This window comes from Flavitalea antarctica, assembly GCF_054461535.1.
On record NZ_JBTLQG010000011.1, the window covers coordinates 76,769 to 102,014 of the forward strand.

Below are 25,246 nucleotides of genomic sequence, written 5' to 3' on the forward strand. Positions count from 1 at the left end.
GGTTATTGTTCCTGCACTTCGTAATCAGTCTTTAGCTGTTTTAGTCAGATAAAAATCTCTTTATGCGTTGTATTACGGGTCTTTTTGCCCTCGTTTTCTTGGCTCTGACGCCGGGTGCTCTATTGTCGCAGCAAAGAAATCAACAGGAAGCTTTCCGGCAATGGCGCGACCTGCGAATGGGTCTGTTTGTGCACTGGGGACCATCGTCGGGAAAGGGTCTTGCTCATTCGCATTCGCATGGACGGAAAAGCGCGCTCAATCCTCATGGAGACGTGCCTGCCAACGTGTATGATACATTTTATAGAAGCTTCAACCCGGTTCATTACGATCCCGATAAATGGCTCAAACTAGCTTACCAGGCAGGTATGCGTTATACTGTGTTTGTGGCAAAGCATCATGACGGTTTTTGTATGTTCGACACAAAAGCGACCGATTATAATATCATGAAAACACCCTATGGAAAAGATGTGGCTAAACTCTTTGCAGAAGCTTGCCGGCGCCAGGGCCTGGCCCTTGGCTGGCAGATTTCTCCAAAAGACTGGAAGCATCCCGACTATAATACGGTTAACCATGAACGTTATAACAGCTTTTACCTGGGCTTGCTGGACGAGCTGACAGGCAACTATGGCCCGGTGTCTGTGCTTTGGTTTGATGGTATTGAACCTGTACCCATGGATAAGTGGAAGAGGTTGACCAGGGAAGTGCCTGCCCGGGTGTATGCCCGGAACCCGAAGATCATGCTCGGAATTCATGGAGCAGTCAAAGAAGACTTTCTTTCATTTGAAATAATGGTAGGGCCTTTTGATCGAAAAGCCCCCTGGGAAACCTGTGAAGCCATAAACCCAAGTGGGTGGGTTTACAATAAACCCATGCCACCGTATCCTTTCCGGGATCTGCTTCGGAACCTTGTGTATACGATCTCAAGGGATGGCAATTATTTGCTGGACGTAGGACCGATGGAGGATGGTAATCTATACCCACCGGATGCCGAACGCTTACAGCAGTTTGCCGATTGGATGACGACGAATAAAGAAGCAGTACATGAAAGCAGGGGAGGACCTTACCGCGATGGCGAATGGGGAGCGGCTACTTGTAAGGGAAATTTCGTGTACTTGTTTGTCTCCGATAAAGTGGATACCCTGCTAACCCTTCCACTATTGCCTGCAAAGATCAGGGAATTAAAAAGACTGGATGGACAACCGGTATCATGGAGTAGCAGGGGAAAGGAACTTGCGCTCCGTTTTCATGATCGCGTAAGTGGCACCAAACCGATATTCACAGTGGTTCGAATGGAATTGGACCGCACTGCTTTTGATTTGCCGATTGTTGATGGACAGGAAAATTTAGCAACTGTACAAAATACGACCTCCTCAGCACTTAAAGAAAATAAGAATACTTCCTACAGTCCCGCAAATCTTTTTGACAACCTGGGCGAAACAGCCTGGGAGGCGGCGTTGGAGGACAGTGTCAGTAGCCTTTTTGTTGATTTTGGAAGCGCGAAGCCTATCAGCTCGCTATCGGTTTCAGAGAAGGGACAAACCGTTGAATGGAATCATTCCTATGGACTTAAACTTAGTGTTCGGGGAAGTGCAAACGACGCATGGAGAACGATACTCCAGAGAAGGGGTGTGCTGGGCAGCCCGCCTGTCTTAAGCTTTGATGAGGTAAAGGCTCGCTTTGTTAAAATCGATGTTGTAAAGAAAGCGGGCCAGGCACTGCAGGTTGCAGAATTGAGACTGATGGCACCGGTGAACACCAGCCAATAAATTACAGGTATCAATGCCTGAAGTTTTTGTGCAGGTATGCCTGAAAATATTCATATTCATCATCAGCTTTAGTTTAACCCTGGGTGGCGAAGCCTTAAATCAGTATAATGAAAAAGAATTGGATAATATTACTGTTGATCTTTGTCTTCATAAGGGCACATGCATGTCTGGCCCAGGAATACTACTCGCCAACCGCCCTGGAGGCTGCATTAACAGCTAAAGACCTTCGTTGGAAAAATGATAGCGGCATAGGAAAAGAATATTTTTTTCCTTCATTGAATATCGATGCATTGGAAGCAGGTAAAGCATTGTACTATCTGGCTTTTACCAGTTATTTATACCGGGCCCGTCCAACTGAAAATTTTCCGGTGCAGGCAGTTCACAATAGAATCATACAGCAATTACGAGTGTTATTGGCAGGCGGAAACGAACCCTCATGCCGCGGTACCATTGCAGGTTGGGCCGATAATCCATTGGCGCAGGCATTGGTACTGATTAAATATAATTCAACCCTATGGAACAAATTGAAAATTAAAGAGCGGGAGCAACTCAGCTTTTTGATGAAGTGTTTGGTAGTGGCAGGTAATTACTGTCAAAATTTCTATAATCAAATCTCAACCGATTTATACCAAACCTACGACTGGCGAAAAACATGGAACCCCAACCATCAGGAAGGTTATGTTGGAATAATGATTGCCGGCTTTCATTTTTTCGGCGGTAAAGATGCCGTTGACAACATACTAAAGGATTTCAGTTTTGACAAATATATGGCACAACTGAAAAAGTACAGGTTTAAGAATATCATTGATGCCTGGACAGCTGCTGGCAAAGCCTTGCTGGAAAACGGCGGTAAAGATGCCGGCGGAGGTGTTACTAAGGGCGTTAAAATGCCCTTTACTTATCAAAGTTTAGTAAACGGTACGCAGTTACCTTATCACCCAACGCGGCTTTATAAAGATTTACATCAGAAGATGTATGTACATGTTGTTACAGATAGCAGCCTGTCCCGTAAGGCTTACACCATAAACGCTTCGTCACCCTACAAAGGGCAGCAAGGTATGTGTTACGAGTTTCAAACCACTGATGCTTTTGGAGAAAGAAGTGCCGCCATGTACTGTTACGAAGGCTGGTGGAACAATGTAATCACAAGGACAACATTAGAGCTCCTGGGAAAAGTAGATCGAACAATTATATCAAGAGAAATGGATAATAGAATGATGGTTGGGTCAAACGATTTGATTTTTAAATTAGAAAACGGCTATCAGTCGCTGGCTAATGGAAAGCTGATGGTGCAAAAAATAAGTGAAGCAAACAAGGGTTATGCCTGTGTAAAGCATATTTGGAAAGACTGGCTGGAAACGAAGCTGGTTTCAGGTAACTGAACTAAGACGCGTTGCTAATTGGCGTTCGGAACGGTGATTGTTTGAAAGATGCAACTTCTATTCCTCCCGATACCCTGCTACTGTTGACAAGACGCTACTGTTTATTTTAAAGCAGCATATCACAAGTAAGTCGGGCAAAAGATGGCGTGAAAGTATCAATAATTGCTCATATAGTGTTATCCTATAACCATGATATGTGCGAATTTCACTATGCAACTTTACATGCGTAGCGGATGTTAGATTGCGTAATTCATTTGTTAAAGGCTCCTTTCCAGGAGCTTTTTTATTTTACCGGCTCCGCAGCTGCTAAATATGGGAGCCTGGATGCAAACGATGATTTTAAACTGCTGTTTATTTTTCCTAAAGCACACAATCCGTTAATTACCCGGGCTTTCCCTGTCCGGCGCTGAGCCAGTTTTTTCGCCTTTTTGTTTCCTGTTAAGAGGATCAGTTCTATCCCGAGGTGGCCATAGCAACTTTGGAACTGAAGCAGAAATCAGGTAACAGCGAAATTAAGAGAGTAAAAAAACGTATATTTGGTTAACCAATTAGTGGTTTACCAACCCTGGTGCTGTTAACTTTTCTTTTTTTCAAACCCCTTTTTTCAAATAGAGATTAAATGGCATTTCAATCTGTTATCCGGATTTCCTCTCCTAAATTTAAGTTCCTCTTTTTATCTGTTATTGTGGTCGTTTCAATTACTTCGCTATCTGCCCAGCAGACTCAAAAGTTGTATCGATTATGGTATGATAAACCAGCCCCAGAGCTCCCGGTCGTTCATTTGGATTCACTGAATAGAAAAGCTCTGGTAGAGGCAACCCCGCTCGATCCTGCATGGGAAAACTGGTCTCTGCCTATCGGTAATGGTTATTTGGGTGCTTCGTTATTTGGTCGGACAACTACGGAGAGAATTCAGATTACAGAAAATTCACTGGCTGCAAGAAGCCTGTACGGAGGGGTTGGTTTGACCAACTTTGCAGAATTGTACATCGATTTCAATCATGCCAGCCCTGTACAGTATTCCCGCAGCCTGCAACTGAATGATGGCTTGTCTGGTGTAACATATCGGCAGGATGGAATAACGTATTCAAGAGAATATTTTGCCAGCTATCCTGACAAAGTAATGGTGATTAAATTAACAGCCAGCCAGAAAGGAAGTTTGACGTTCAGGGTGCGCCCGGAGATCCCGTATCAAAAAGATTTTGGAGCAGCAACCAATAATAACGGGCGAAAGGGCTTGGTAATCGCGAATGACGGACTGATCACTCTATCCGGCAAGCTCGAATATCTGAATATAAAGTTCGTCGGAAAGTTTAAGGTGATAGCAACAGGGGGAAAAGTCAGCGCAACAAATGATGTCGGTTCCAATCATGGGACGATAACGGTAACAAATGCAGATGATGCGATGATAATAGTGGCAGTGGGCACAAACTATACACTGGATAGCCATATTTTTTTAGAACATTCCAGCTTTAAGAAATTAATAGATACCAGCTCACCAAATGATAAAGTAAGCGGGATCATCGAAAAAGCATCTGTAAAAAGCTATGAAGAGTTGCTGGATCGTCATCGGAAAGATTATCAGAATTTGTTTGGAAGAGTGAATTTTGATCTTGGTTCTGAGGTTTCCATGTTAACTACAGACTTGTTGCTAAAAAATTACAGGCAGGGAAAGATAGATCATTACCTTGAAGAATTATATTTTCAATACGGCCGCTACCTCCTGATATGCTCTTCGCGGCCAGGGACCTTACCGCCTAATCTTCAAGGCATCTGGAATCAATATGATATTGCGCCGTGGACTGGCGGATACTGGCATAACATCAACATCCAGATGAATTACTGGCCGGTTTTCAATACCAATTTAACGGAGTTGTTTCAAAGTTTTGTTGATTATAACCTTGCTTATCGCCAGGCTGCTACCCAGGGTGCCACGCAATACATAAAAAAAAATAATCCGGCTCGTCTTTCAAAAGATGGCGATAATGGATGGACCATCGGAACAGGTGCAAGCGCTTATAATATCAGCACTCCAGGCGTACACTCCGGGCCTGGCACAGGTGCCATGACCAGTAAAATGTTTTGGGATTATTATGAATTTACCGGTGACAAGAAAATTTTGAGAGAAATTGCTTACCCTGCCATACTGGGCATGTCAAATTTTTTATCCAGGGTAGTAACTGATACGGTAGGTTTACTGCTCACATCTCCTTCATACTCCCCGGAACAAAGACGTGCGGGTAAAGAACATTATAAAACGACTGGTAGTGCTTTTGACCAGCAAATGATTTATGAAAATCATAGTGATGTTTTAAAAGCTGCTGCTATTTTGAAAGATCATAATCCTATTTTATCAGTCATAAAGCTTCAGTTGCCAAAATTAGATCCTATCCAGGTCGGATGGTCTGGCCAGATAAAGGAATACCGGGAAGAAAAGTATTATGGAGAGATCGTTGATCCCAGGCACCGGCATATCTCCCAGTTGGTGGGTCTCTATCCGGGAACCATCATAAATTCTTCTACACCGGCATGGCTGGATGCAGCGAAAGAAACGCTGAACAGGCGTGGCGACAAGGCAACAGGCTGGGGTGTTGCATTTCGTCTCAATTTGTGGGCGAGGGTCAAGGATGGCCAAAGAGCTTACCAGCTTTACAAAACGTTATTGCAAAAGTCCACCTTGGATAATTTATGGGATAGTCATCCTCCCTTTCAAATAGATGGAAATTTTGGGGGCACGGCAGGTGTAGCCGAAATGCTGATACAAAGTCATGAGGGATTCATTGATTTATTGCCAGCGCTGCCGAAAGAATGGTCTACCGGGTCTTACAGTGGGCTACTGGCGCGGGGTAACTTTGAAGTATCTGCAAAATGGACAAAAAATAATGTACAAACTTTTACTATTCAATCAAAAAATGGAGGACTATGTAAATTGCATTATCCTAATATCGGCCTTGCTGTTGTTAAGAGTGCCAGTGGTAAAATAGTAAAAACAATGTCTGATACCAGGGATTTTATTTCGATTGCATCCGTGAAAGGCGAAACGTATATCATAACCTCAATCCCTGCGGACCTTAAAGTAGCCACGCCGGGGAACCTATTAGCTAAAGATACTAAAGACGGTAAAGTAGATGTTTCCTGGGAAAAAAGTATTGATGCAATAGCTTATAACGTATATGTTCATTTTGGCGACGCACCAGGTTATAAAAGAGTCAGGTCAAACAATGTTCCAACTTTTTTTCGCTATACTATACCAGCCTCAAAAAAGACCGGGCATCTGATCATAAGGGTGACTGCAGTCGATAAAAACGGCAATGAAAGTAATGGTGTAAGCGTCAATGTTGTAACGATGCAATCACCTGATCGGTGAGGCTGATAAGTGGTGCCACTCCTTTACTATGCTGTAAAGAAAATGCCTGAAAACCCTACATTGCAATATTTTTGTCATTAATATTGCCAACATTAACTGCCTGACTTGAATGAGAAAACGCCATATCATGGAGATGCTCTCTTGCTCCTGAAAATCAGCCACAACGACCAGGCGGCGTTTAATATGCTCTTTCAACGCTATCGTAACCAGCTTTTTACCTATTCGTTCAAAATAACAAAATCCGCGGAAGAATCAGAAGAAATAGTTCTGGATGTTTTTCTTAAAATATGGCATGGTCGTGAAGCCCTGACAGAAATTGAGAATTTTGAAGCGTTTTTGTTCCGGGTAGCCTATAATCGGGCTATAGATTTTTTGAGAAAACTCAAGAAAGATTCAGTATTGCAACAGCAGGTTTGGGAAAACATGCAAGAACCTTTGTCCGGAGAATATGCCGATACGGTGTTGTTGCTAAAAGCCACTGAAAACATATTGGCTGAGGCGGTGGAACAACTGTCCCCCCAACGACAAAAGGTGTTTTACTTACATCATCATGGTGGTCTTACAAACCAGGAAATTGCGGAGCGATTAAACCTTTCAAAAAACACGGTGCGAAACCATCTCGCAGCTTCCCTGGAATTCATCAGAAAGGTCATCACTGAAAAACTTTATAGCGTAATTTGTCTTTTCCTGTAAAATACAAAAATACTTCCCAGGGCATTGGTACACTCTCTTTGTTTTAACGTCTTGTATACAGCGTTACTGTCAAACATTGCCATATGCCAAAGGACCATCACCGCTTAAATGAGCTTTTTCAGCTGTATCTGTCCAACTCTATACAGAAACCCGAATATTCTGAAATGTTGCGGTTATTGGATGTGGAAGATCAGGGTGAAATGCTTCAGTCTGAACTCACTGACTTATGGCTTCAGGCTGCAGACACTCCTCTTGCTGTTAATGATAACATCTGGAATGAAAAGGTCCAGTTTCTTCTTCAACAGATTAATGAAAAAAATTCAGATGTCACCCCTGTAAGAAAAATATCTCCATGGTTTAAGTATCGATGGGTCGCAGCTGCCTTCTTCCTTGCACTTTCAGCAGGATTGTATTATTATCTAAACCGGCCTGAACGCTCTGGCTCGCGGGAGGTTACAATAGCCAAAGCGGATACTGCCATGGGGGTGATGCCAGGCGGAAACAAGGCCACACTTACATTAGCAGACGGTACTTCTATCATACTGGACAATTCACCTATTGGTACCATAGGCCAGCAAGGGGCTGCAAATGTAACGAAGCTAAGCAGTGGGCAGTTATCGTATAATTCCAATAATGAACAACCAAAAGAGCTTTTGTATAATTTGTTGGCAACACCTCTTGGTGGACAATTTCAGGTGACCCTGGCAGATGGTACCCTGGTTTGGTTAAATTCAGGCTCCACTCTGCGATACCCAACTGTATTTGTGGGTGATGATCGCAAGGTAGAAATTACGGGGGAAGTTTATTTTGAAGTTGCGAAAGACCCCCTGCATCCATTTAAAGTAACAATAAATTCCCCTTCACATGGCACTGAGGAAGTAGAAGTATTAGGAACTGAATTCAACATCAATGCATATAAGGATGAACCTATGGTTCGTACAACACTAATTAACGGTATCGTAAATATAAACTCAGCAAAAGGAAGAATTCAAATGAAGCCTGGCCAGCAATGGCAAAACGGCATTGCGGAAAATGACAAGCTCATTAGCAATGTAAATTTGGAAGAAGTAATTGCATGGAAGAATGGGAATTTTCAGTTTGAGAACGCTGAGATTAAAGATGTGATGCGTCAGCTTGCCAGGTGGTATGATATTGACGTGGAATACAAAGGAGTTGTTTCACAGCATTTTGATGGTACACTGTCACGAAATGTAAATATTTTGAAAGTGTTGGAAATGCTTGAATTAACCGGAGAGGTCAGTTTCAAAGTTGAAGGAAGAAAAGTAGTTGTCATGCCCTGACAACATACTTACATCATAAATCATTCGGAGAGATTCAAAAAAAGCCGGGAGTGCTTACGACACCCCCGGTAAAAATTTTGAATTAATCCAATTACGCAATCTATCACGGACTGTTTTATTGTTTAATCAAAATCGAAACAAAGTTATGGATTTTAAGTTCCTGAAATGCCGTTATGCCCGGTGTTTCGCCAAAACGATGCTGATTATGAACCTCACTGCCATATTCGTATTTTTTATTGGCTTCCAGGTTTTTGCGGGAGATGGACACGCCCAGAACGTGTCCGTTAATATGAAAAACACCACATTGAAAAAATTCTTCAAAGCGGTCCAGAAACAAACAGGCTATAACTTTCTCTACTCCACTGAATTGCTGGACAGGACAGGTAGGGTAGATGTAGTGGTGCAGAATGTTAACATTGAAGAGGCCCTGGAAAAGTGCCTGCAAAACACTTCCCTGACTTATACGATCGTTGAGAAGACAATCATTATCAAGGGCAAAAAAGCAACGTTGCATAGTCCGGAAAATCCTCCGCTTCCTCCACCTATTACTGTTAGTGGAAAGGTGGTGGATGAAGAAGGAAAGGCTTTACAGGATGTTTCCGTTGTATTGAAATCAACTGGTAAAGGTGTTGTAACTGATAAGGAAGGCCAATTTACAATCCAGGTACCTGAGGGAGGAGGGGTACTCGTATTTTCTTATGTAGGATTTCAAAATTTTGAGATCAGGGCTCTCGAAGCAAAGCCTTTGAGTATAAGTTTGAAAAAGAAAGATAATAGTGCAGAAGAGGTAATAGTGATAGGTTATGGAACGGCTAAAAAGTCTGACATCACTGGCGCTGTCTCGTCAGTATCGCCGGATAAATATGCTGATCAAACGATTACAAGAGTAGACCAGGTTTTACAGGGCCGGGCTGCCGGTGTAGTTGTTTCAAATACAGTAGGGGCCCCGGGTGCAGATGTATCGGTCAGAATCCGGGGAGCAAATTCTGCCCTGGGCAGCAATGAGCCTTTATATGTGGTAGATGGATATATTGGTGCAGATTATAATTTAATAAACCCGAATGATATCGCCACACTCGAAGTACTGAAAGATGCTTCTTCGACTGCAATTTATGGAAGCCGTGGTTCCAATGGGGTAATAATAATCACAACTAAAGCCGGCAAAAAGGGAAAGGTTAAAGTAAATTACCAGGGCCAGTTCTACCAGTCTGAGGTAATCAGGAAATATGATGTTTTAAGCGCGGCGGATTTTGCTACGGTGGTGAACCAACGCAATGCCGCCATAGGTTTAAATCCTGCTTTTAACAATGAACAAATAAAGACTTTCCAGCAAAACGGTGGCTCTCTCTGGCAGGACGAGATCTATCGGACAGCACCGGGAACCGATCATCAGTTAAGTGTTTCAGGTGCTTCGGACAAATCCTCATTTCTCATCTCCGGAAGTTATGTTGATCAAAAAGGAGTTGTGCAAAACTCAGGATTTAACAGGTTTTCGATCCGATCCAATATGACGACACAGGTTACCGATAAGCTTTCATTCAGACTAAATATATTCGGGGCCCGGTCATCTAATCTCAACACACAGATACGAACAGGATCAACGAATAACCCCATAGTCCAGTCATTATCCTGGGCACCAACTACACCTGTGTATGATGTTAACGGTAGCTACACTTTGAATGATCCCACCAGTTCGAACAAATACAATCCTCTTGCTTTGGTGTACGATCAGGAAAATATCCTTGAAAAATCAAATGTAAATACCGTTGGGGGTTTAAAATATGAATTTATTAAAGGCCTCTCTTTGAATGTCCAGTTTGTAATTGACTATTTATCGCTGGTAGGCAAAACGTTTAACGGTAGTTCAATCACTAACGGTATACCAACGGCATCAAAATCCAATAGCCGCCGTATAACTACTCAAACCACGAACTCTTTAAGCTATGAGCGCACTTTCAATACAATACACCGGATAAATGCAGTGGCGGTTTTTGAAACACAGGTGTTCAAAGATGATTTTTTTAATGCAAGTGCAACTGGTTTAAAGTTCCCTGAATTAAAATATGATAATCTTGGCCAGGCGAATGCATTCACAGCCGGGTCTGGTTTTACAAAATGGTCATTACTATCATTACTGGGGCGCGTCAATTATTCTTTGATGGATAGATATTTGTTATCGATATCGGTGAGAAGAGATGGATCATCGAAATTCCGGGGAGATAACCGATACAGCACATTTCCTGCCGTGGCGCTGGGATGGAACGTTGCCAATGAAAGTTTCATAAAGGATCTGAACGTTTTCAGCGCTCTCAAGTTAAGGGCTAGTTGGGGGCAAACAGGAAGCCAGGCGATCAATCCCTATGCAACGGAGTCCGGGTATAATACTTCATCTTTATACGCCTTCAACAGCAGTACGCTCACGTCGGCTATTCAGCTGGGTAACCCGGGTAACAAAGATCTTAAATGGGAAACCACAACCCAGAAAGATATTGGTATAGAGATTGGTTTATTGGGCGACCGACTTAATGTGGAGTTTGATTACTTTGTCAAGAACACAACTGATCTGTTGTTAAATCGTCCGTTGCCTATCTATACCGGAGGCGGCGAATTGGCCTCAAACCTTGGAGAGATCAAAAATGAAGGATGGGAATTATCCATTGGTGCTACGATAATCAAGACTAATAACTTTAGATGGAAATCGGATTTTGTTATTTCTGATGTAAAAAATACTGTAGTGTCACTGGGTGGTGTTGCCCCACGCATATTTTCATCTCCTAATGTTTCAGGGATTGCCACCGCTCCTGAATTTGTATATGAGCCAGGTCAGCCACTCGGTTCTTTATGGGGATTAAGATACCTGGGTACCTGGAAACCATCAGAAGCTGCCGAGGCTGCTAAATTTGGAAACATCCCAGGTGATGCACGTTACCAGGATTTAAATGGCAACAAACTGATTGGTGCAGAAGATTACCAGATCATTGGAAATGGTCTACCTGAAATGGCATTGGGGTTTAACAACACAGTGACTTACAAAAACTTCAGCGTGAATTTTTTCTTCCAGGGTGTATTTGGAGCCGATAAATTAAATTATTCCAGGGGGGCTGCATTGATGGCTGATAGAGATACCAGGCAAGCCATTTTAGAGGAAATTAAGGGCCGGTATATCCCGGGCGAAAACGAAACTTCCGAATTTCCAGCATTTAGTAAAACGAATAAAATTCAACCCCAATCCACATTATTCCTGGAGAAAGGTGATTTTATCCGGCTCAAAAATCTAAGCTTTACGTACAAATTTCCTCAAACCTTAATTCCCGGCATCAGTGATTTTAAATTATTCGTTCGTGCCACTAACCTGGTAACATTTACCAATTATAAAGGTATCGATCCCGAAACAAATTCGGTGGGCATTGCTACTGATCTGCAGCAGGGTATTGACTACGGTTCTTATCCCAATGCCAAAACATATACACTCGGTCTATCTGTAACATTTTAAAAAATTACCAATGAAAAATATATTTCTATTGATGACTGGCCTGGTGCTTTGTTTAATAGCCGGTTGCTCGAAATTTTTAGAAGAGGATCTGAGAGGTAAAGTTATCGGAGATGCCGCCCTGGATCATGAGGCAGGGCTCGAAAGCGCACTCACCGGGTCTTACAAGGGGCTGGCTGTAACTTTTGGAATGGGTTTTATAGCTGGCGCAGCAGCTGATGCTGCCATGGGTGCAGATGACATCACTTGCCCACGCACCCTTCAATTACAAACGGAATTTGAAACCATGAATGTTAGTACCAACGATGTTGGTACCAGGCCCATTTACCAGGGCTGTTACAAAGCAATACAGGGTGCAAACAATGTGATAGCTAACTATGAGCGAACAAAGGGTGATGCAAATAAAATAAAGATTATAGCAGGGGAGGCCTTCTTCATAAGAGCGTTAAGTTATTATTGGTTGGTTCGTTATTATAAAAATATTCCAATAATAACCGAGCCCAATTTTACAATGATGTTGTTATCAATTAAAAGATCCGGGCCTGAGGAGGTCTACAAATTGATTGAGGAAGACCTGGCAAAAGCCGAAACATTACTGGGGAACACTAAGCGCGATTACGGTCGTTCGAATAAAGGGTCTGCGAAAGCACTACTGGCTGATGTTTATCTTACCCAGGCGGGATGGCCGATAAAAGATCAGAGTAAATATGCTTTGGCAGCTGCAAAAGCAAAAGAAGTAATCGACAATAAGGCGCTATATGGCTTTGACCTGGTTCCATCGATAGCAGCCCTTTTTGCAAATGATCCTGATAAACCTGAACATGTTGAAGATGTTTTTGCGATAACAACAAATAAGGCTAATGGAACTACTTCCAATTCATTACTTGGCCAATACTATCTCCCTAATGATATTGGCGGATGGAATGTCGCATATTCAGAACTATATTTTTTCAATAATTTTCCGGCGGGTGCCAGGAAAGATGCAACATTCGCATATACCTATAAGAAATCTGACGGAACAATACTTACCTGGCAACAATTATCAAGTCAGCATCCTTATTTCAAAAAGCGTTTCATCAACGCCAATAATCCCCCGGTAACCTGGCAATCCTCTTTGCAAATATCGATGATGAGGTATGCACATGTATTGACAATTTATGCTGAAGCAAAAGCACGTTCAGGCGGCCCGGATCAGTTAGCTTACGACTGTATTAATCTTATAAGAACACGCGCAGGGCTTGCACCTTTATCCGGCTTATCCGCCAATGATTTTGCAAAAGCCGTTGTCCAGGAGCGTGCCTGGGAATTTGCAGCTGAAAATAACCGGTTTTTTGACCTCGTCAGGCTAGAAATGCTTAAAGCAGCAAATTCAAACCGGGACCCGATCGAAACACCATTAGACCCTAATACCATCACTGAATCTGATTATATATTTCCATTTCCGAGTACAGAGTTTTTAATAAACCCGGATTTGTAAATCCCTTGCAACATTCCAGATTAAGATTCTCAGTAAATTAATCCTGATATGCTACATCATCATAATTTGTCACAAACACTGGTGTCTGCAGATCGCTTGCAGTTATCACCAGATTGCATTGATATTTTCGCCAGTGAGGCGGCGTCGCTGGAGAGTGAACCTTCAGTGTTTTCAGAAGATAGATTTGCCCTGAAATTGACCTATCAACTTAATTCGTCTGAAATCATCACCGATGATGTTTTTAAACGGCTGAAAGCTGCTGGATATAATGGTGTTGAGCTTATGCCTGGCTGCTTAAAAGAAAAAGAAAATCTCCCCGGGTTATTAAATAAATATGACCTCGCGCTGATTGTACGTATGGCAACATCCGGTGATACAGTTGACGACCATATTGCTTCATTTCGGGAACAACTTTTATCGAACATTCATTTAGAGCCTTTGTACTTTACTTGTCTTAGTGGAGTTGATAGCTGGGGTATGGATGAAAAAATGGAATTTATGGCCGCCGCTCTTGAAATAGAAGAAATGGCGGGAATCAAAGTTGGTCATTATCTGAATCGTGGCCGTATTACCTGTAATCCGTGGGATACCCGTGAACTTCTGCTGACCTTCCCCCAAATGTACCTAAGTATTGATTTTGGTCAGTGGGTTGCAGCCTCTGGTCGCTTACTGGTGGCGCAGAGTGAAATTATGAATCTATGTTCAGGCAGATGTATACACATTCATACCAGGATCTGGAATGAAGACGGATTTCTTTCACCTGAAGTAAATGACAGTTTATATAACCAGTATTTAAACGTTTATGAATGCTGGTGGAATTTGATCTGGCAGATGCAATTGAAGGCCGGCATATCCGCATTTGGTATGTCGCATTTTGATCCAAAACTGACTGATCACAGAATAGTAATGTCTGAAGGAATCTTATATTCATCATGGATAAACAAAAAACAAAGAACAAATTTTAACCGGTTATTAATCCGGGAAACAGGTTTTAATGGGTAATCGTTTGGGAATAACAAAAAAATCCATTTAAGCTTTTTTAAAGTCGGAAGGATTTCTTCCCATCACTTTTTTAAAGGTGTAATTAAAATGGGTTACATTTTTGAATCCTGAAGCATGGGCAATATTGGAAATGGTAGCATGATCGTCCAATAACAAACGGCAGGCATTTGATATCCTGATTTCATTTACCAATTCCAGGAAGGTTTTATTGGTTCTGGACTTTATGTAACGGCAAAATGCAGCGGGGTTCATATGAACGTAAGCAGCTATCTCCTGCAATGGTATATCATCCTGAATATGCTGGTGAATATAATTTAGTACGCTATCCATTCTTCCCTTGTCTGCTTCCGGCCTGCCAGCTCCGAATTCTATTGAAGACAGGAGCCTCGTTTCCGGCACCCCGGATAAAAAGTGCATGATCTGAAGGAAGCTTATTAATCTTTCGGCACCCGATTGTTGGGTGAGGGCTACCATTTGGTGTTCAATTTTTTGCGCTATTAGTTCGCCAAACAAAATGCCCCTGGATGATTTTTTGAATAATTTCTGAATGGCTGTGGTTTCAGGCATATTTAAATTGATTTCCAGCAAAGAAGGTTTAAAACGCAGGATACACGCTTCTGCAGTCAGGTTACTATCTTCATGATAATATTCTTCGTAGTTGCGCCAGTAATGGGGCAGATGGGATCCGAGTAATACGAGGTCACCTTCCCTGAATGGTTCTACGCAATCGCCTACAAACCGTATCCCCCTGCTATTGGTTACCAATGTCAGCTCATATTCAGGATGATAATGCCAGGGATTGTCGAAATACGCTACTTTTTCATAACGTATGTCAAATGAGGAAGTTTGTTGTGCATTTACAGTTAGCAACCGCGGTTTACGCATACATCTTCTGTTTTCAAAATTCTACCTAAAGATGCAAAAATTTCTAAAGGTTCAGCAAGTTTTGGCAAATAATCAGAAGCTGCTTATGAGTATCATTGTTACGTGAACACCAGTGAAAACATTTTTGACATTGTAAGGCCATTTAATAACTTAAAATTACCGGAACAATGAACAGGAGAAATTTTTTGAAAAATTCTTCCTTGATTACTTTTTCAACATTGGCTCCTGCTATTGTGCCTTCATCCGTTTTTGGAAAGAATGCACCATCCAATCGAATCAACATAGGATTAATCGGCCTGGGAAGACAGGGTTATGGCCAAAATTTACAAGGCGCCGATGTCAAAATACCCGGAACCCGGATACCTGGCATACTGGATATTCCGGATGCACATGTGTTGGCAATTTGTGATACTGATAGCTGGCGGATGAAGAAAACAAAAGAAACTATAGAGGCCCGGTACGCAAAAAACAATACGTCCGGTAAATACAATGGATGCAAAACCGTATCAGATTTCAGGGACATACTCATCGATAAAGATATTGATGCGGTTATGATATCAACTCCTGATCACTGGCATGTGACTATGGCTATCATGGCCGCAAAAGCGGGCAAGCATATTAGTTGTGAGAAGCCGTTGAGCATGAGCGTTAATGATGGACGAAACCTCGTAGATGCTTTAAGGAAATTTAGGGTCGTAAATAGGACTGATAGTGAATTCAGGTCAATGCGACCGCAGAACCGGGCAGTTGAGTTGGTTAGAAATGGGCGTATAGGCGTTCTTCAACGAATAAACATTGTATTTCCTGCTGATCCGATGCCTGTTCCCTGCCAACCGGATATGCCAGTACCAAAGGAACTGAATTACGATATGTGGTTGGGCCCAACTGCGGCTGTACCTTATACCGATCAACGTGTTCATACGCCATTCGATATCCTGAAACGCCCGGGTTGGATGCGTGTTAATACATATGCCCAGGGAATGATCGCCAATTGGGGCGCACATTATTTTGATGTTGCACAGTGGGCAAATGATTCTGAACAAACCGGCCCGGTTGAAGTTGAAGGACGGGGTGAATTTCCCAAAAGCTTATGGAACACTATGATCAATTTCCAGGTTACTTACCGGTATGCCAATGGTGTGATGCTCACATGTGAGCAAACACCCACGAGCAAGCCGTATATCAAATACGAAGGTGCTGAAGGATGGATAATGGTTGAGGGATATTCCGGTATACTATCCGCAAGCAACCCGGCCTTACTGGATTCCGTTACAGGCAAATCTGAACTGGACCTGTCAGGTACACTCTGGGATAAAACTGATTTCATTGCTGCCATCAAGGAGAACCGTCCTACTTTGGAACCAATTGAAACCGGGCATCGTACTATAACAATTTCACAAATAGGACTCATAGCTTGTCAAACGGGAGAGAAATTAACCTGGGATCCTGTAGATGAAAGATTTCTTAATAGTAATGCTGCGAACGCATTACTCGCTGCACCCCTGGTAAGGAAGGAATGGATCGTATAATCTACTTCTATTTATGTATTGCTTTTTGATTGATCAATAATAAAATCAGCATTAAGAATGAATCCATTTACAAAGAAACATCTTGAGGACTATCGCCGTGATGGTTATGTAGTCGTAAAAAACCTTTTCTCGGCCCAGGAAGTAGATCTTTTATATAAGATCGCTATCGGGGATGAATTACTGGCGAAGAAAACTTTTGATAGGGTTGATGCAGCCGGTCTAAAAACAAAATTGGCGTTGTGGTATGCGCTTGATGACAGTTTGTACAGCAAGTTTGCCCGATCAGAACGGATCATTGATGCCGTTGAGCAAATTCTTGAAGGTTCTGTGGCTCACTATCATTCCAAGCTTATGCAGAAAGAACCAAAGGCCGGGGGAGCATGGGAGTGGCACCAGGACTATGGATACTGGTATAAAAATAATGGATTTTTGTTTCCACAAATGTTGAGTGTCGTCACTGCACTTACGGCAGCTACCAGGGAAAACGGCTGTTTGCAGATGATTCGGGGGTCTCATAAAATGGGTAGAGTAGATCATGGATTTTCGGGGGAGCAGGTTGGTGCCGATCTGGAAAAAGTAAATGAAGCTTTGAAGATTATGCCACTGGATTACCTGGAAATGTTACCTGGTGACACAGCTTTCTTTCATTGTAATATACTTCATGCATCGGCAGCGAATTTATCTGACCGGCCTCGTTGGTCAATTATTACTGCATATAACCTGGTCTCGAACAAACCTTATAAAGACATTCATACATCCAGCTACACTCCCATTGAGAAATACTACGGTAATCTGCTTGATGAAAAAAGAAATACAATTTCAGACGAAGCTGATTTTTTGTTGAAATGAAACTGGCTGCTATCGCTGGTAATGTTCTCTTATGCTAACAATTAACTGCAAATTCCGAATGATAGAATAGTACATAATCTGGATAGAATAGTTCTTTTCTTTTCACCAGGAAAACATGATCATTGTAACTGAGAGTTATTGATTGTTTTGTAAGGTCAGAATATTTAGTAACGCATATGCATTGTCTGGCATTAACATTTGTATGAATTAATAACTGCTGAAAATGCTCAACCAATCACGCTTGCTGTCAAAAACATTGGTTACTCCAGACAGGATAGAACTGTCAACTGAGTGTTTAGATGCCTTAGTTGCTGAAGGTTACGTTCCTGAATATAACAACCGGCTGGTTACAGCAGCTAACCAGTCGTTAAAAATGATTTATCATCTCAAGTCGCTGGATAATGTTTCCAATCTGGTTTTAGATGATTTGAAGATCCACGGGTATCATGGAATAGAAGCCCCTTTGTCAGCTTTAGCCGGCAAAGACGATTTGGTAGAGACGTTGCGGAAACTTGATCTCAGTCTTATAATCCAGATATCTACATCCGGGGCCTCAGTTGATGGTCATTTACACTCCTTTCATAATCAGCTGTTAAAAGCCATCGATTACGATCCTGTTTTGATTAATAGTCTGAGCGGGGTTGATCATTGGGGGATGGATGAAAAGTATGAATTCACAACGGAGGCAATACGGTGGCAGAATGCGCTGAGGGTAGGGATTTGTCATAAGCTACAACGGGGGACCATTACTTGTAATCCGTGGGAGACCCGTGATTTGTTATTGGATTTTCCCCAGTTGAAAATCTGTAGTGACTTTAGTGAATGGGTAATGGCATGTGGCAGATTGCTTACAACTGACTGGGATATTCTCAGGATCTGTGCTGAAAGATGTAGCCATATCATGACCCGGATAGCTGATGACCAGGGATACCTGTTTCCTGGTATAAAAGATGCCAGGTATGAGGAGTGTTTAACAGAATATGAGAAATGGTGGTTGATGATCTGGTTGAATTCATATGCTGCTTCCAACGGGATGTTTACTATGAGTCACTTTGATCCTCAATTTATTCAACACCCTTTCCATCGGCCTGGTGAGATTTCATATTCTTCCTGGATGAACGAACGACAGTCATTTAATTTTCAAAGCTTGTATAGTCAGGCAAAGCCACGCTAGTTCCAAGGACGATCAATAATAACAAAACGATATGCCTGCTAAAAGGATAAAACGATTTTTACCTGCCGCGCTGTTATGCTTTACCTTTTTCTTATCTCCTTTGTGCCGGGCACAGAATGAGAAAACATCCTTAAAAGAGCAACTCATTTTTCAGTCTGGTTTCGAGGGAAACTCCAGGGTTGTGACCGAACCTGGCACTAATGATTATGGTGCATTGTTGGAGCGTTTAGCCGGAAAAGACACCCGATACACTCAGCAGAATGATTCGGATAATAGCCTGAAAAACTTTACGACCAGGGGCACCATGCAGGTGCAATACACCGGAGGGGATTCTTCACAGCGGTTTGCCAGGATTATTTCCGAACCTGGCAATCCGAACAATCATGTATTACAGTATTGGCTAAATGATTCCTGGCTTGCATCGGAGGGTCAACAGAAAGCTCGTATTCAAACCAATTTGTACGGTATTAAAGAAGGTCTGAAAGAATTTTATCAATCTGTAAAGGTGTTTATTCCTGAGGATTTCAATGTACTGAAATCCTATCCACAAAAAATCGGATGGTGTACGATATCTGAATTCTGGAATAACGAATGGTGGGTAAAAGGAGAGCCGTATGGGTTTCGTATTACCCTAGGTATCGGGAAACCGGCAGGCATTACTGATCAGTTAAATTTTATACTGGAAGCAGAAAACCCGGGGCAGAAATTAGTCTGGAGAGCTGAGGCATCTTCATCTGATATCACCGTTCCCATCGGTAAATGGTTTACCATGGAATACTATTTTAAAGAGGGGAACGCCGATACAGGCAGGTTTTATCTTGCCATCACGCCTGATAAAGGACAGAAAAGGGTAGTATACGATGTACATAATTTCACTCATATGACCCAGGATCCTGCGCCTGGTGGATTGACTGGATACAATCCGATGAAACTTTATACATCTAAAGAATTGGTTAAATATGTAAAGGACCAGGGGAAAACACTTCAGATCTACTGGGATGATTTCCAATTATGGAAAAATAAACGCCCATAGTTAATCTTCTCAAATGTGTAAGCCTGTTGTAATAGTTTCTCATCGGCTTATAAACGATAAACATCTAAAACCGATTGTAATTGTGATAAAAGTTATTAACCTGTTATTTTGTCTTTTGCTTTTTTCGTCATTAAGCTGCAGCAATACAAAAGATAGTCCGGTCCCGGATGAACCTGGTGTTGGGATAACTGGTAAGCTCGAAGTATATCCATCCCCCGGTGCTGGTTTGGCCACGGTTGAACACTTAACTCAGAGCAATGACTATATCGTGGAAGTGAGAAGGAAAGGCGAGTCGGCTTTCCAAAAATGTTTCGTATACAAGACGGATAATTATTGGGTAGACAAATATTTTCGTAGTCCTGCCAAGCCACAGATATCAGCATCTTTTACAAGCTTCGCTTTTACCGAAACCGCAGTAGAAGTGAAAATAACCTATGCTGTAATGGCTGGCAATGTTACAATAAGACCCTTGAACAGCGGCATTATCCCCGTTCATTCGGGCAACTCAATAAGTTTTACGTTGAATAAGCCAGGAAAAATATCTGTGGAGGTGAATGATCGTAAAAATCCCTTGTTCATTTTTACTGAAGCACCGGACGTACCGGACACAAAAGCTACTTATTATTATGGACCTGGTGTACATAAAATCGGTTTGCAAAAATCTATAAAGTCAAATGAAAGTGTTTACATAGCTGCTGGCGCAGTGGTTGAAGGTTCGTTTCTTATTCCATATAATACGTCCAATGTAAACATTAAGGGACGCGGAATATTGTCGATGGGGGAGTGGAAACATGAATCTACCGACATCTCCTGGTTGGGTGCACATTCAGCTATTAAGGGAAATGGTGTAAGCAATCTGCAAATGGAGGGCCTTATTATTGCTAACAGTTGTGGCTGGACGATTCCCATTTACAATAGCGATAATCTTACCCACGATAATCAGTTCAGAAATCTGAAATTGGTTTCATGGAATGGTAACACGGATGGTTTTTGGGTGAATGGCAATAATCATATCATTGATGATTGTTTTATTTTTAATAACGATGATATTTTCATGTCGCATGGTGCTTCAAATTGTAAGATTACCAATATTGTAGCGTGGCGAGGTCCGTGGGGTAGATTGTATTGGTTAAATGATCAGAAGAATACAACCGACATCCAATTCGATAATATCAACCTCATCGGCAAAGATGGCGGAGTAGGGGTAATATTGGTAGATGGCGGAGCTTCAGGCAATGCCGTCAAAATAAGTGATATCATTTTCAGAAATCTGCGTATAGAATCACACCCTAAACTTAGTAGCTACAATACCAACAAGTTCCTGGTCGTGACTTCCGCAAAGAAAACGGTTAGTAACTGGTTATTTGAAAATCTTACCATTGATGATAAAAATCCAGATGAAGGCGATATTTATGGCACAGCTTTAAGCCCTGTTAATGGTATTACTTTCAGGAACTTTAAACTCGGTGGAACGGCCGTGGGTTCCTTGTCAGATGCTGGTATGGATGTCAATTCTTTCACTACGAATATAAAGTTTGAGTAAGAACGAATAAGACCTTTCAAAGTTTATACTGCTGTTATGATGAAAGATATTTCTGTTAATTACGCTGAAGGAGAAGCAAGGCCCGCATTCTATTTTGATGATAGCCGGCTGGTTGATTTAGATAACATCAATGTCAACAGGCAGCAGTTGAGCCCGCAATCGAAATTGATCCAAATCAGAAATAATGGCACTATAAGTACCAGGTAAAAAATTATAATTAAATGAAAGTCGGATTATTTGTTCTGTGCCTTATCTGCCCATCCATGTTTTTTGCACAAACAACTGCTTTTGCCAGCTGGACTAACACTTTGCTTACCCTTAATAACGGGCAGGTAAAGCGAACCATTGAGCTACCCGGAAAACAGGGACACCTCCTCACTCAAACCTATCAGCCCCAGAAGGGGGATTTTAATTTATTCACCACTGCGGACTCGGATTTTTCATTTGAAATGAACGGTCAGTCGTATACAGGAAAAAGCAAATGGACTTTGAAGGGTATCCAGGCCATTACCGATTCGCTGCAAGGTCAGGGTGCCGGTATAACCCTGGTTAGCTCTGATAAAAAAATTGAGCTGATCATTAATCTTTTGTTGTACCCGGCATTACCGGTAATCAGGAAAAAATTGATAATTAAAAACCTGACTGATAAAGCAATGATGCTGGAGTCTGTAGACGTCGAAAAACTTACCACTAACAAATACCTGGCTCCCACTTACAGCTGGATTTACAGCGATTACGGCCGCAGAAAATCGATTGGGCCGTTTGCAGGTAGCCGCCAGGATCCTTTAGTGATTGTCCATAATCCGGATATTGGGTCAGGGGTAGCTATTGGTAATGAAGCTGCGGGAGTGATTAAGAACACACAGGTATTTTGGGACGCAGCGGAAATTATCGCCGGATTATCGCATAAGAATGACCGGTATCCCTTTCGGAAATGGCTGCAACCCGGAACCGTTTTTGCCACTCCCGACGTTTTCACAATAGTTTACAATAACCAGAAAAATCCTGAAGCACTGATGAGTACGGTGGTCGCCGACTATGTAAGAAAACACATGGGGATCAGGTTATCCGGGCTCAGTGAAAAACCGACTTTTGTTTACAATACCTGGCACCCGTTCAGAAAGGAGATCAATGAAAAGTTGATCAGGGAACTGGCTAAGTCTGCTGCTGACGCCGGGATGAAAGAGTTTGTAATTGACGATGGATGGGAAACAAATTTCGGTGACTGGGAAGTTGATAAGAAAAAGTTTCCTAATGGATTAAAGCCTGTTTTTGATTATATCAAATCGCTTGGTATGAAACCAGGACTTTGGGTAAGCGTTGGTAGTGCATCTCCGGAAAGCAGGGTTTATAGCCAACATCCGGAGTGGTTTGTCAAAGATAAAAATGGTCGCTATGCAAATTTGCATATAGAAGGAGACGGCGATCAGATACGATCAGCTTGTTTTTCGACCGGATGGAAAAACTACATTAAAGATATTCTGGTGCCCCTCATAAAGGATAATGGCATTGAATACCTCAAATTGGATTTTTCTGTAGTAACCAGCGCTTATGTTTTTAATCCTGAAAAGTCTGGTTGTTATGCCACTAATCATCCTGGTCATAAAGATCAACATGAATCGCTGGTTACCAATTACGATTATATGTGGGAGCTTTTTGACGAATTGCATGCCGCTAAGAACAATTTATTCATCGATTGCACCTTTGAAGCCATGGGTGGTTTGCAGTTGATAGACTATGCTATGTTAAAACATGCGGAGGGTAACTGGTTGTCTAATTTTTACCAGGCCGATGATGTGGGCGATCTCCGCATTCGTAACATGGCCTGGTGGCGAGCCCCGGCAGTATCCGCTACCGCCCTGGTCATTGGGAACCCCCGCATGGATGATAAAGGTTGGGAGATGCATATAAAATCCTTAGCCGGATCTTTGCCAATTATGCTGGGTGATCCGCGAAAACTAACTTCAGATGCATTGATAAAGTATCGTGTGTACGCAGATTGGTTGCAGCAGATGCAAACCAAACATGATTTTATGAGCTATCGGCAGGATCTTCCGGTCTTTGGTGAGCCGGCAGACGGCCAATGGGATGGGTTTCAACGAATCAATACTGAAAGTGGAAAAGGGGGAATTATCGGAGTATTCAGGCATCATGCACCGGAGGCCAGGAGGAAAATACAGATTGGTTACCTTGAGCCGGACACACAATATGAAGTGAAGAATATGGCGGGAAAGGTTGTTGAAACCATGAGTGGGTTTGATCTGCAAAATAAAGGATTCGAGATACAATCAGACGCTTTATACTTTGGTGAGCTTTTTGAAATTGACAAAAGGAAATAAGCAAATGCTTTGGACGCTCACGCAATTCCCAAATACTAACAATCTGCTTTGAGAAAAAAAACAGTCATTATCGTCGTTACTATCTTGGCTATAACCGTTCTGGTTATTTTTCTCAATTTCAGACATAACCCAGACCCGGATTCACGTCCCGTCAACAATGATTCAATAAATAATCAAAATATTTCTGCCCGGGATTCCTCGCAACGTACTGCTCCCAAAATTGATTTTTTAACTGTCGTAAATGTAGGACAACCTTTTGCAGATACACCCCAGGTTTCGCATGTTTATGTTTCTGACTTTGATCTGGACCAGTTGGCCGATATCATTGTTTGTGACACGCGGCACAATTCTGTTTCATGGATCCGTCAGTATCCCAGGGGTCAATATAAAGAGTTTCTGATAGCAGACAGCCTCGTAGCACCCGCCCATGCGCAGGTAGTTGATATTGATAAAGATGGTGATCAGGATATTGTGGTTGCCGTACTTGGTGCACTTTATCCCAACAATGCAAAAATCGGATCAGTCGTAATCCTGGAAAGTCGTGGCGGTATCACGTTTCAGAAACATGTTATAGCTGGTAATATAGCAAGGGTTTCGGATGTGCGGGCGGGTGACCTGGACGGAGACGGCGACTTAGATCTCGCTGTTGCGCAATTTGGTTATAATGACGGCGAAACGCAGTGGATGGAAAACCTGGGACATTGGAAATTTAAAGGTCATTCATTGCAGCAGCTGTCGGGTCCAATCAATGTGATCATTTCCGATATCGACCGCGATGGGGACCTGGATATCCTTTCCCTGGTAAGCCAGGAATGGGAGGAAATATATTGTTATCTGAACGACGGAGCCGGTATCTTTTCAACCAAAATCCTGTGGGGATCCAGCAATGAAGATTTTGGATCAAGCAGTATATTTCTATCTGACCTTGATAAGGACGGTGATGAGGATATCATTTATACAAATGGTGACTCATTTAATTATACTGAACCTGCCGAAAGACCCTGGCATGGTATTCAGTGGCTCGAGAACAAAGGCGATCTGCAGTTTGAGCTCCATCGTATCTGTAACTTCGTAGGGGCATATAATTGCCGTCCGGCCGACATTGACAACGATGGAGATATTGATCTTGTTGCAGTAAGTGCTTTTAACATCTGGAAAAAACCAGAGGCACAAAGCATGATATGGCTGGAAAATGATGGGATGATGAACTTTACAAAAAGAGATATTGCCAGTAATCCGACGCATTTAATCACGCTTGAAATCTGTGATTTGAATAAAGATGGATTGATGGATCTCGTTACCGGGGGCTTGTATATCTATCCGCCCTACGACCGGCTGAGCCGGGTTTGTGTCTGGACAAATAATGGCAAACTTCAGCCTTGAATAGCAGTGTCGGACCGGTATTATCCGGGAAAG

Annotated in this window: 17 protein-coding genes; 16 read left to right on the forward strand and 1 reads right to left on the reverse strand. The window is 42.3% G+C overall.

What is annotated here, in order from left to right; translation table 11 throughout:
• Positions 1–62: 62 nt before the first annotated feature.
• The 8 genes from ACX0G7_RS12615 (at position 63) to ACX0G7_RS12650 (ending at position 14,478) form a co-directional block, all read left to right on the forward strand.
• A complete protein-coding gene (locus ACX0G7_RS12615) occupies positions 63–1,766 on the forward strand; it encodes an alpha-L-fucosidase (RefSeq protein WP_458923839.1) in 1,704 nt (567 codons plus the stop codon).
• Between the two features lie 107 nt (positions 1,767–1,873).
• Complete coding sequence (locus tag ACX0G7_RS12620) at positions 1,874–3,148, forward strand: hypothetical protein (protein ID WP_458923840.1); 1,275 nt, start codon at positions 1,874–1,876, stop codon at positions 3,146–3,148.
• Between the two features lie 619 nt (positions 3,149–3,767).
• Positions 3,768–6,515: a glycoside hydrolase family 95 protein gene (locus tag ACX0G7_RS12625; protein ID WP_458923841.1), complete on the forward strand. Its 2,748-nt coding sequence runs from the start codon at positions 3,768–3,770 to the stop codon at positions 6,513–6,515.
• 105 nt (positions 6,516–6,620) lie between these two features.
• Positions 6,621–7,208, forward strand: a complete 588-nt coding sequence (locus tag ACX0G7_RS12630; RefSeq protein ID WP_458923842.1) for an RNA polymerase sigma factor — start codon at positions 6,621–6,623, stop codon at positions 7,206–7,208.
• An 83-nt stretch (positions 7,209–7,291) separates the two neighbouring features.
• The gene (locus ACX0G7_RS12635) at positions 7,292–8,509 is read left to right on the forward strand and encodes a FecR family protein (protein WP_458923843.1); all 1,218 of its coding nucleotides are present in this window, start codon (positions 7,292–7,294) and stop codon (positions 8,507–8,509) included.
• A 145-nt stretch (positions 8,510–8,654) separates the two neighbouring features.
• Positions 8,655–12,002: a TonB-dependent receptor gene (locus ACX0G7_RS12640; protein WP_458923844.1), complete on the forward strand. Its 3,348-nt coding sequence runs from the start codon at positions 8,655–8,657 to the stop codon at positions 12,000–12,002.
• Between the two features lie 10 nt (positions 12,003–12,012).
• Positions 12,013–13,476 carry a RagB/SusD family nutrient uptake outer membrane protein gene (locus tag ACX0G7_RS12645; protein ID WP_458923845.1) on the forward strand — a complete coding sequence of 488 codons (1,464 nt, stop codon included), beginning with the start codon at positions 12,013–12,015 and terminating at the stop codon, positions 13,474–13,476.
• 48 nt (positions 13,477–13,524) lie between these two features.
• Positions 13,525–14,478, forward strand: a complete 954-nt coding sequence (locus tag ACX0G7_RS12650) for a hypothetical protein (RefSeq protein ID WP_458923846.1) — start codon at positions 13,525–13,527, stop codon at positions 14,476–14,478.
• A 27-nt stretch (positions 14,479–14,505) separates the two neighbouring features.
• On the opposite strand, the gene ACX0G7_RS12655 is transcribed toward ACX0G7_RS12650, so the two are convergent.
• Complete coding sequence (locus tag ACX0G7_RS12655) at positions 14,506–15,363, reverse strand: AraC family transcriptional regulator (RefSeq protein WP_458923847.1); 858 nt, start codon at positions 15,361–15,363, stop codon at positions 14,506–14,508.
• Positions 15,364–15,530: 167 nt separating this feature from the next.
• On the opposite strand from ACX0G7_RS12655, the gene ACX0G7_RS12660 reads away from it, so the two are divergent.
• The 8 genes from ACX0G7_RS12660 to ACX0G7_RS12695 all read left to right on the forward strand — a co-directional run bounded on the left by ACX0G7_RS12660 (position 15,531) and on the right by ACX0G7_RS12695 (position 25,213).
• The gene (locus ACX0G7_RS12660) at positions 15,531–16,892 is read left to right on the forward strand and encodes a Gfo/Idh/MocA family protein (protein ID WP_458923848.1); all 1,362 of its coding nucleotides are present in this window, start codon (positions 15,531–15,533) and stop codon (positions 16,890–16,892) included.
• Between the two features lie 57 nt (positions 16,893–16,949).
• On the forward strand, positions 16,950–17,741 hold the full coding sequence (locus tag ACX0G7_RS12665; protein WP_458923849.1) for a phytanoyl-CoA dioxygenase family protein: 792 nt from the start codon (positions 16,950–16,952) through the stop codon (positions 17,739–17,741).
• A 223-nt stretch (positions 17,742–17,964) separates the two neighbouring features.
• Entirely contained in the window at positions 17,965–18,915 is a 951-nt protein-coding gene (locus tag ACX0G7_RS12670; RefSeq protein WP_458923850.1) for a hypothetical protein, read from the forward strand.
• Between the two features lie 31 nt (positions 18,916–18,946).
• Positions 18,947–19,948 carry a hypothetical protein gene (locus ACX0G7_RS12675; RefSeq protein WP_458923851.1) on the forward strand — a complete coding sequence of 334 codons (1,002 nt, stop codon included), beginning with the start codon at positions 18,947–18,949 and terminating at the stop codon, positions 19,946–19,948.
• An 82-nt stretch (positions 19,949–20,030) separates the two neighbouring features.
• The gene (locus ACX0G7_RS12680) at positions 20,031–21,491 is read left to right on the forward strand and encodes a glycoside hydrolase family protein (RefSeq protein WP_458923852.1); all 1,461 of its coding nucleotides are present in this window, start codon (positions 20,031–20,033) and stop codon (positions 21,489–21,491) included.
• 36 nt (positions 21,492–21,527) lie between these two features.
• Complete coding sequence (locus ACX0G7_RS12685; RefSeq protein WP_458923853.1) at positions 21,528–21,698, forward strand: hypothetical protein; 171 nt, start codon at positions 21,528–21,530, stop codon at positions 21,696–21,698.
• A gap of 14 nt (positions 21,699–21,712) precedes the next feature.
• Positions 21,713–23,830 (forward strand): glycoside hydrolase family 36 protein, encoded by a 2,118-nt coding sequence (locus ACX0G7_RS12690; RefSeq protein ID WP_458923854.1) that lies wholly within the window; start codon positions 21,713–21,715, stop codon positions 23,828–23,830.
• 48 nt (positions 23,831–23,878) lie between these two features.
• Positions 23,879–25,213, forward strand: coding sequence for an FG-GAP repeat domain-containing protein (locus tag ACX0G7_RS12695; RefSeq protein ID WP_458923855.1), 1,335 nt, complete (start codon positions 23,879–23,881; stop codon positions 25,211–25,213).
• Positions 25,214–25,246: the final 33 nt, after the last annotated feature.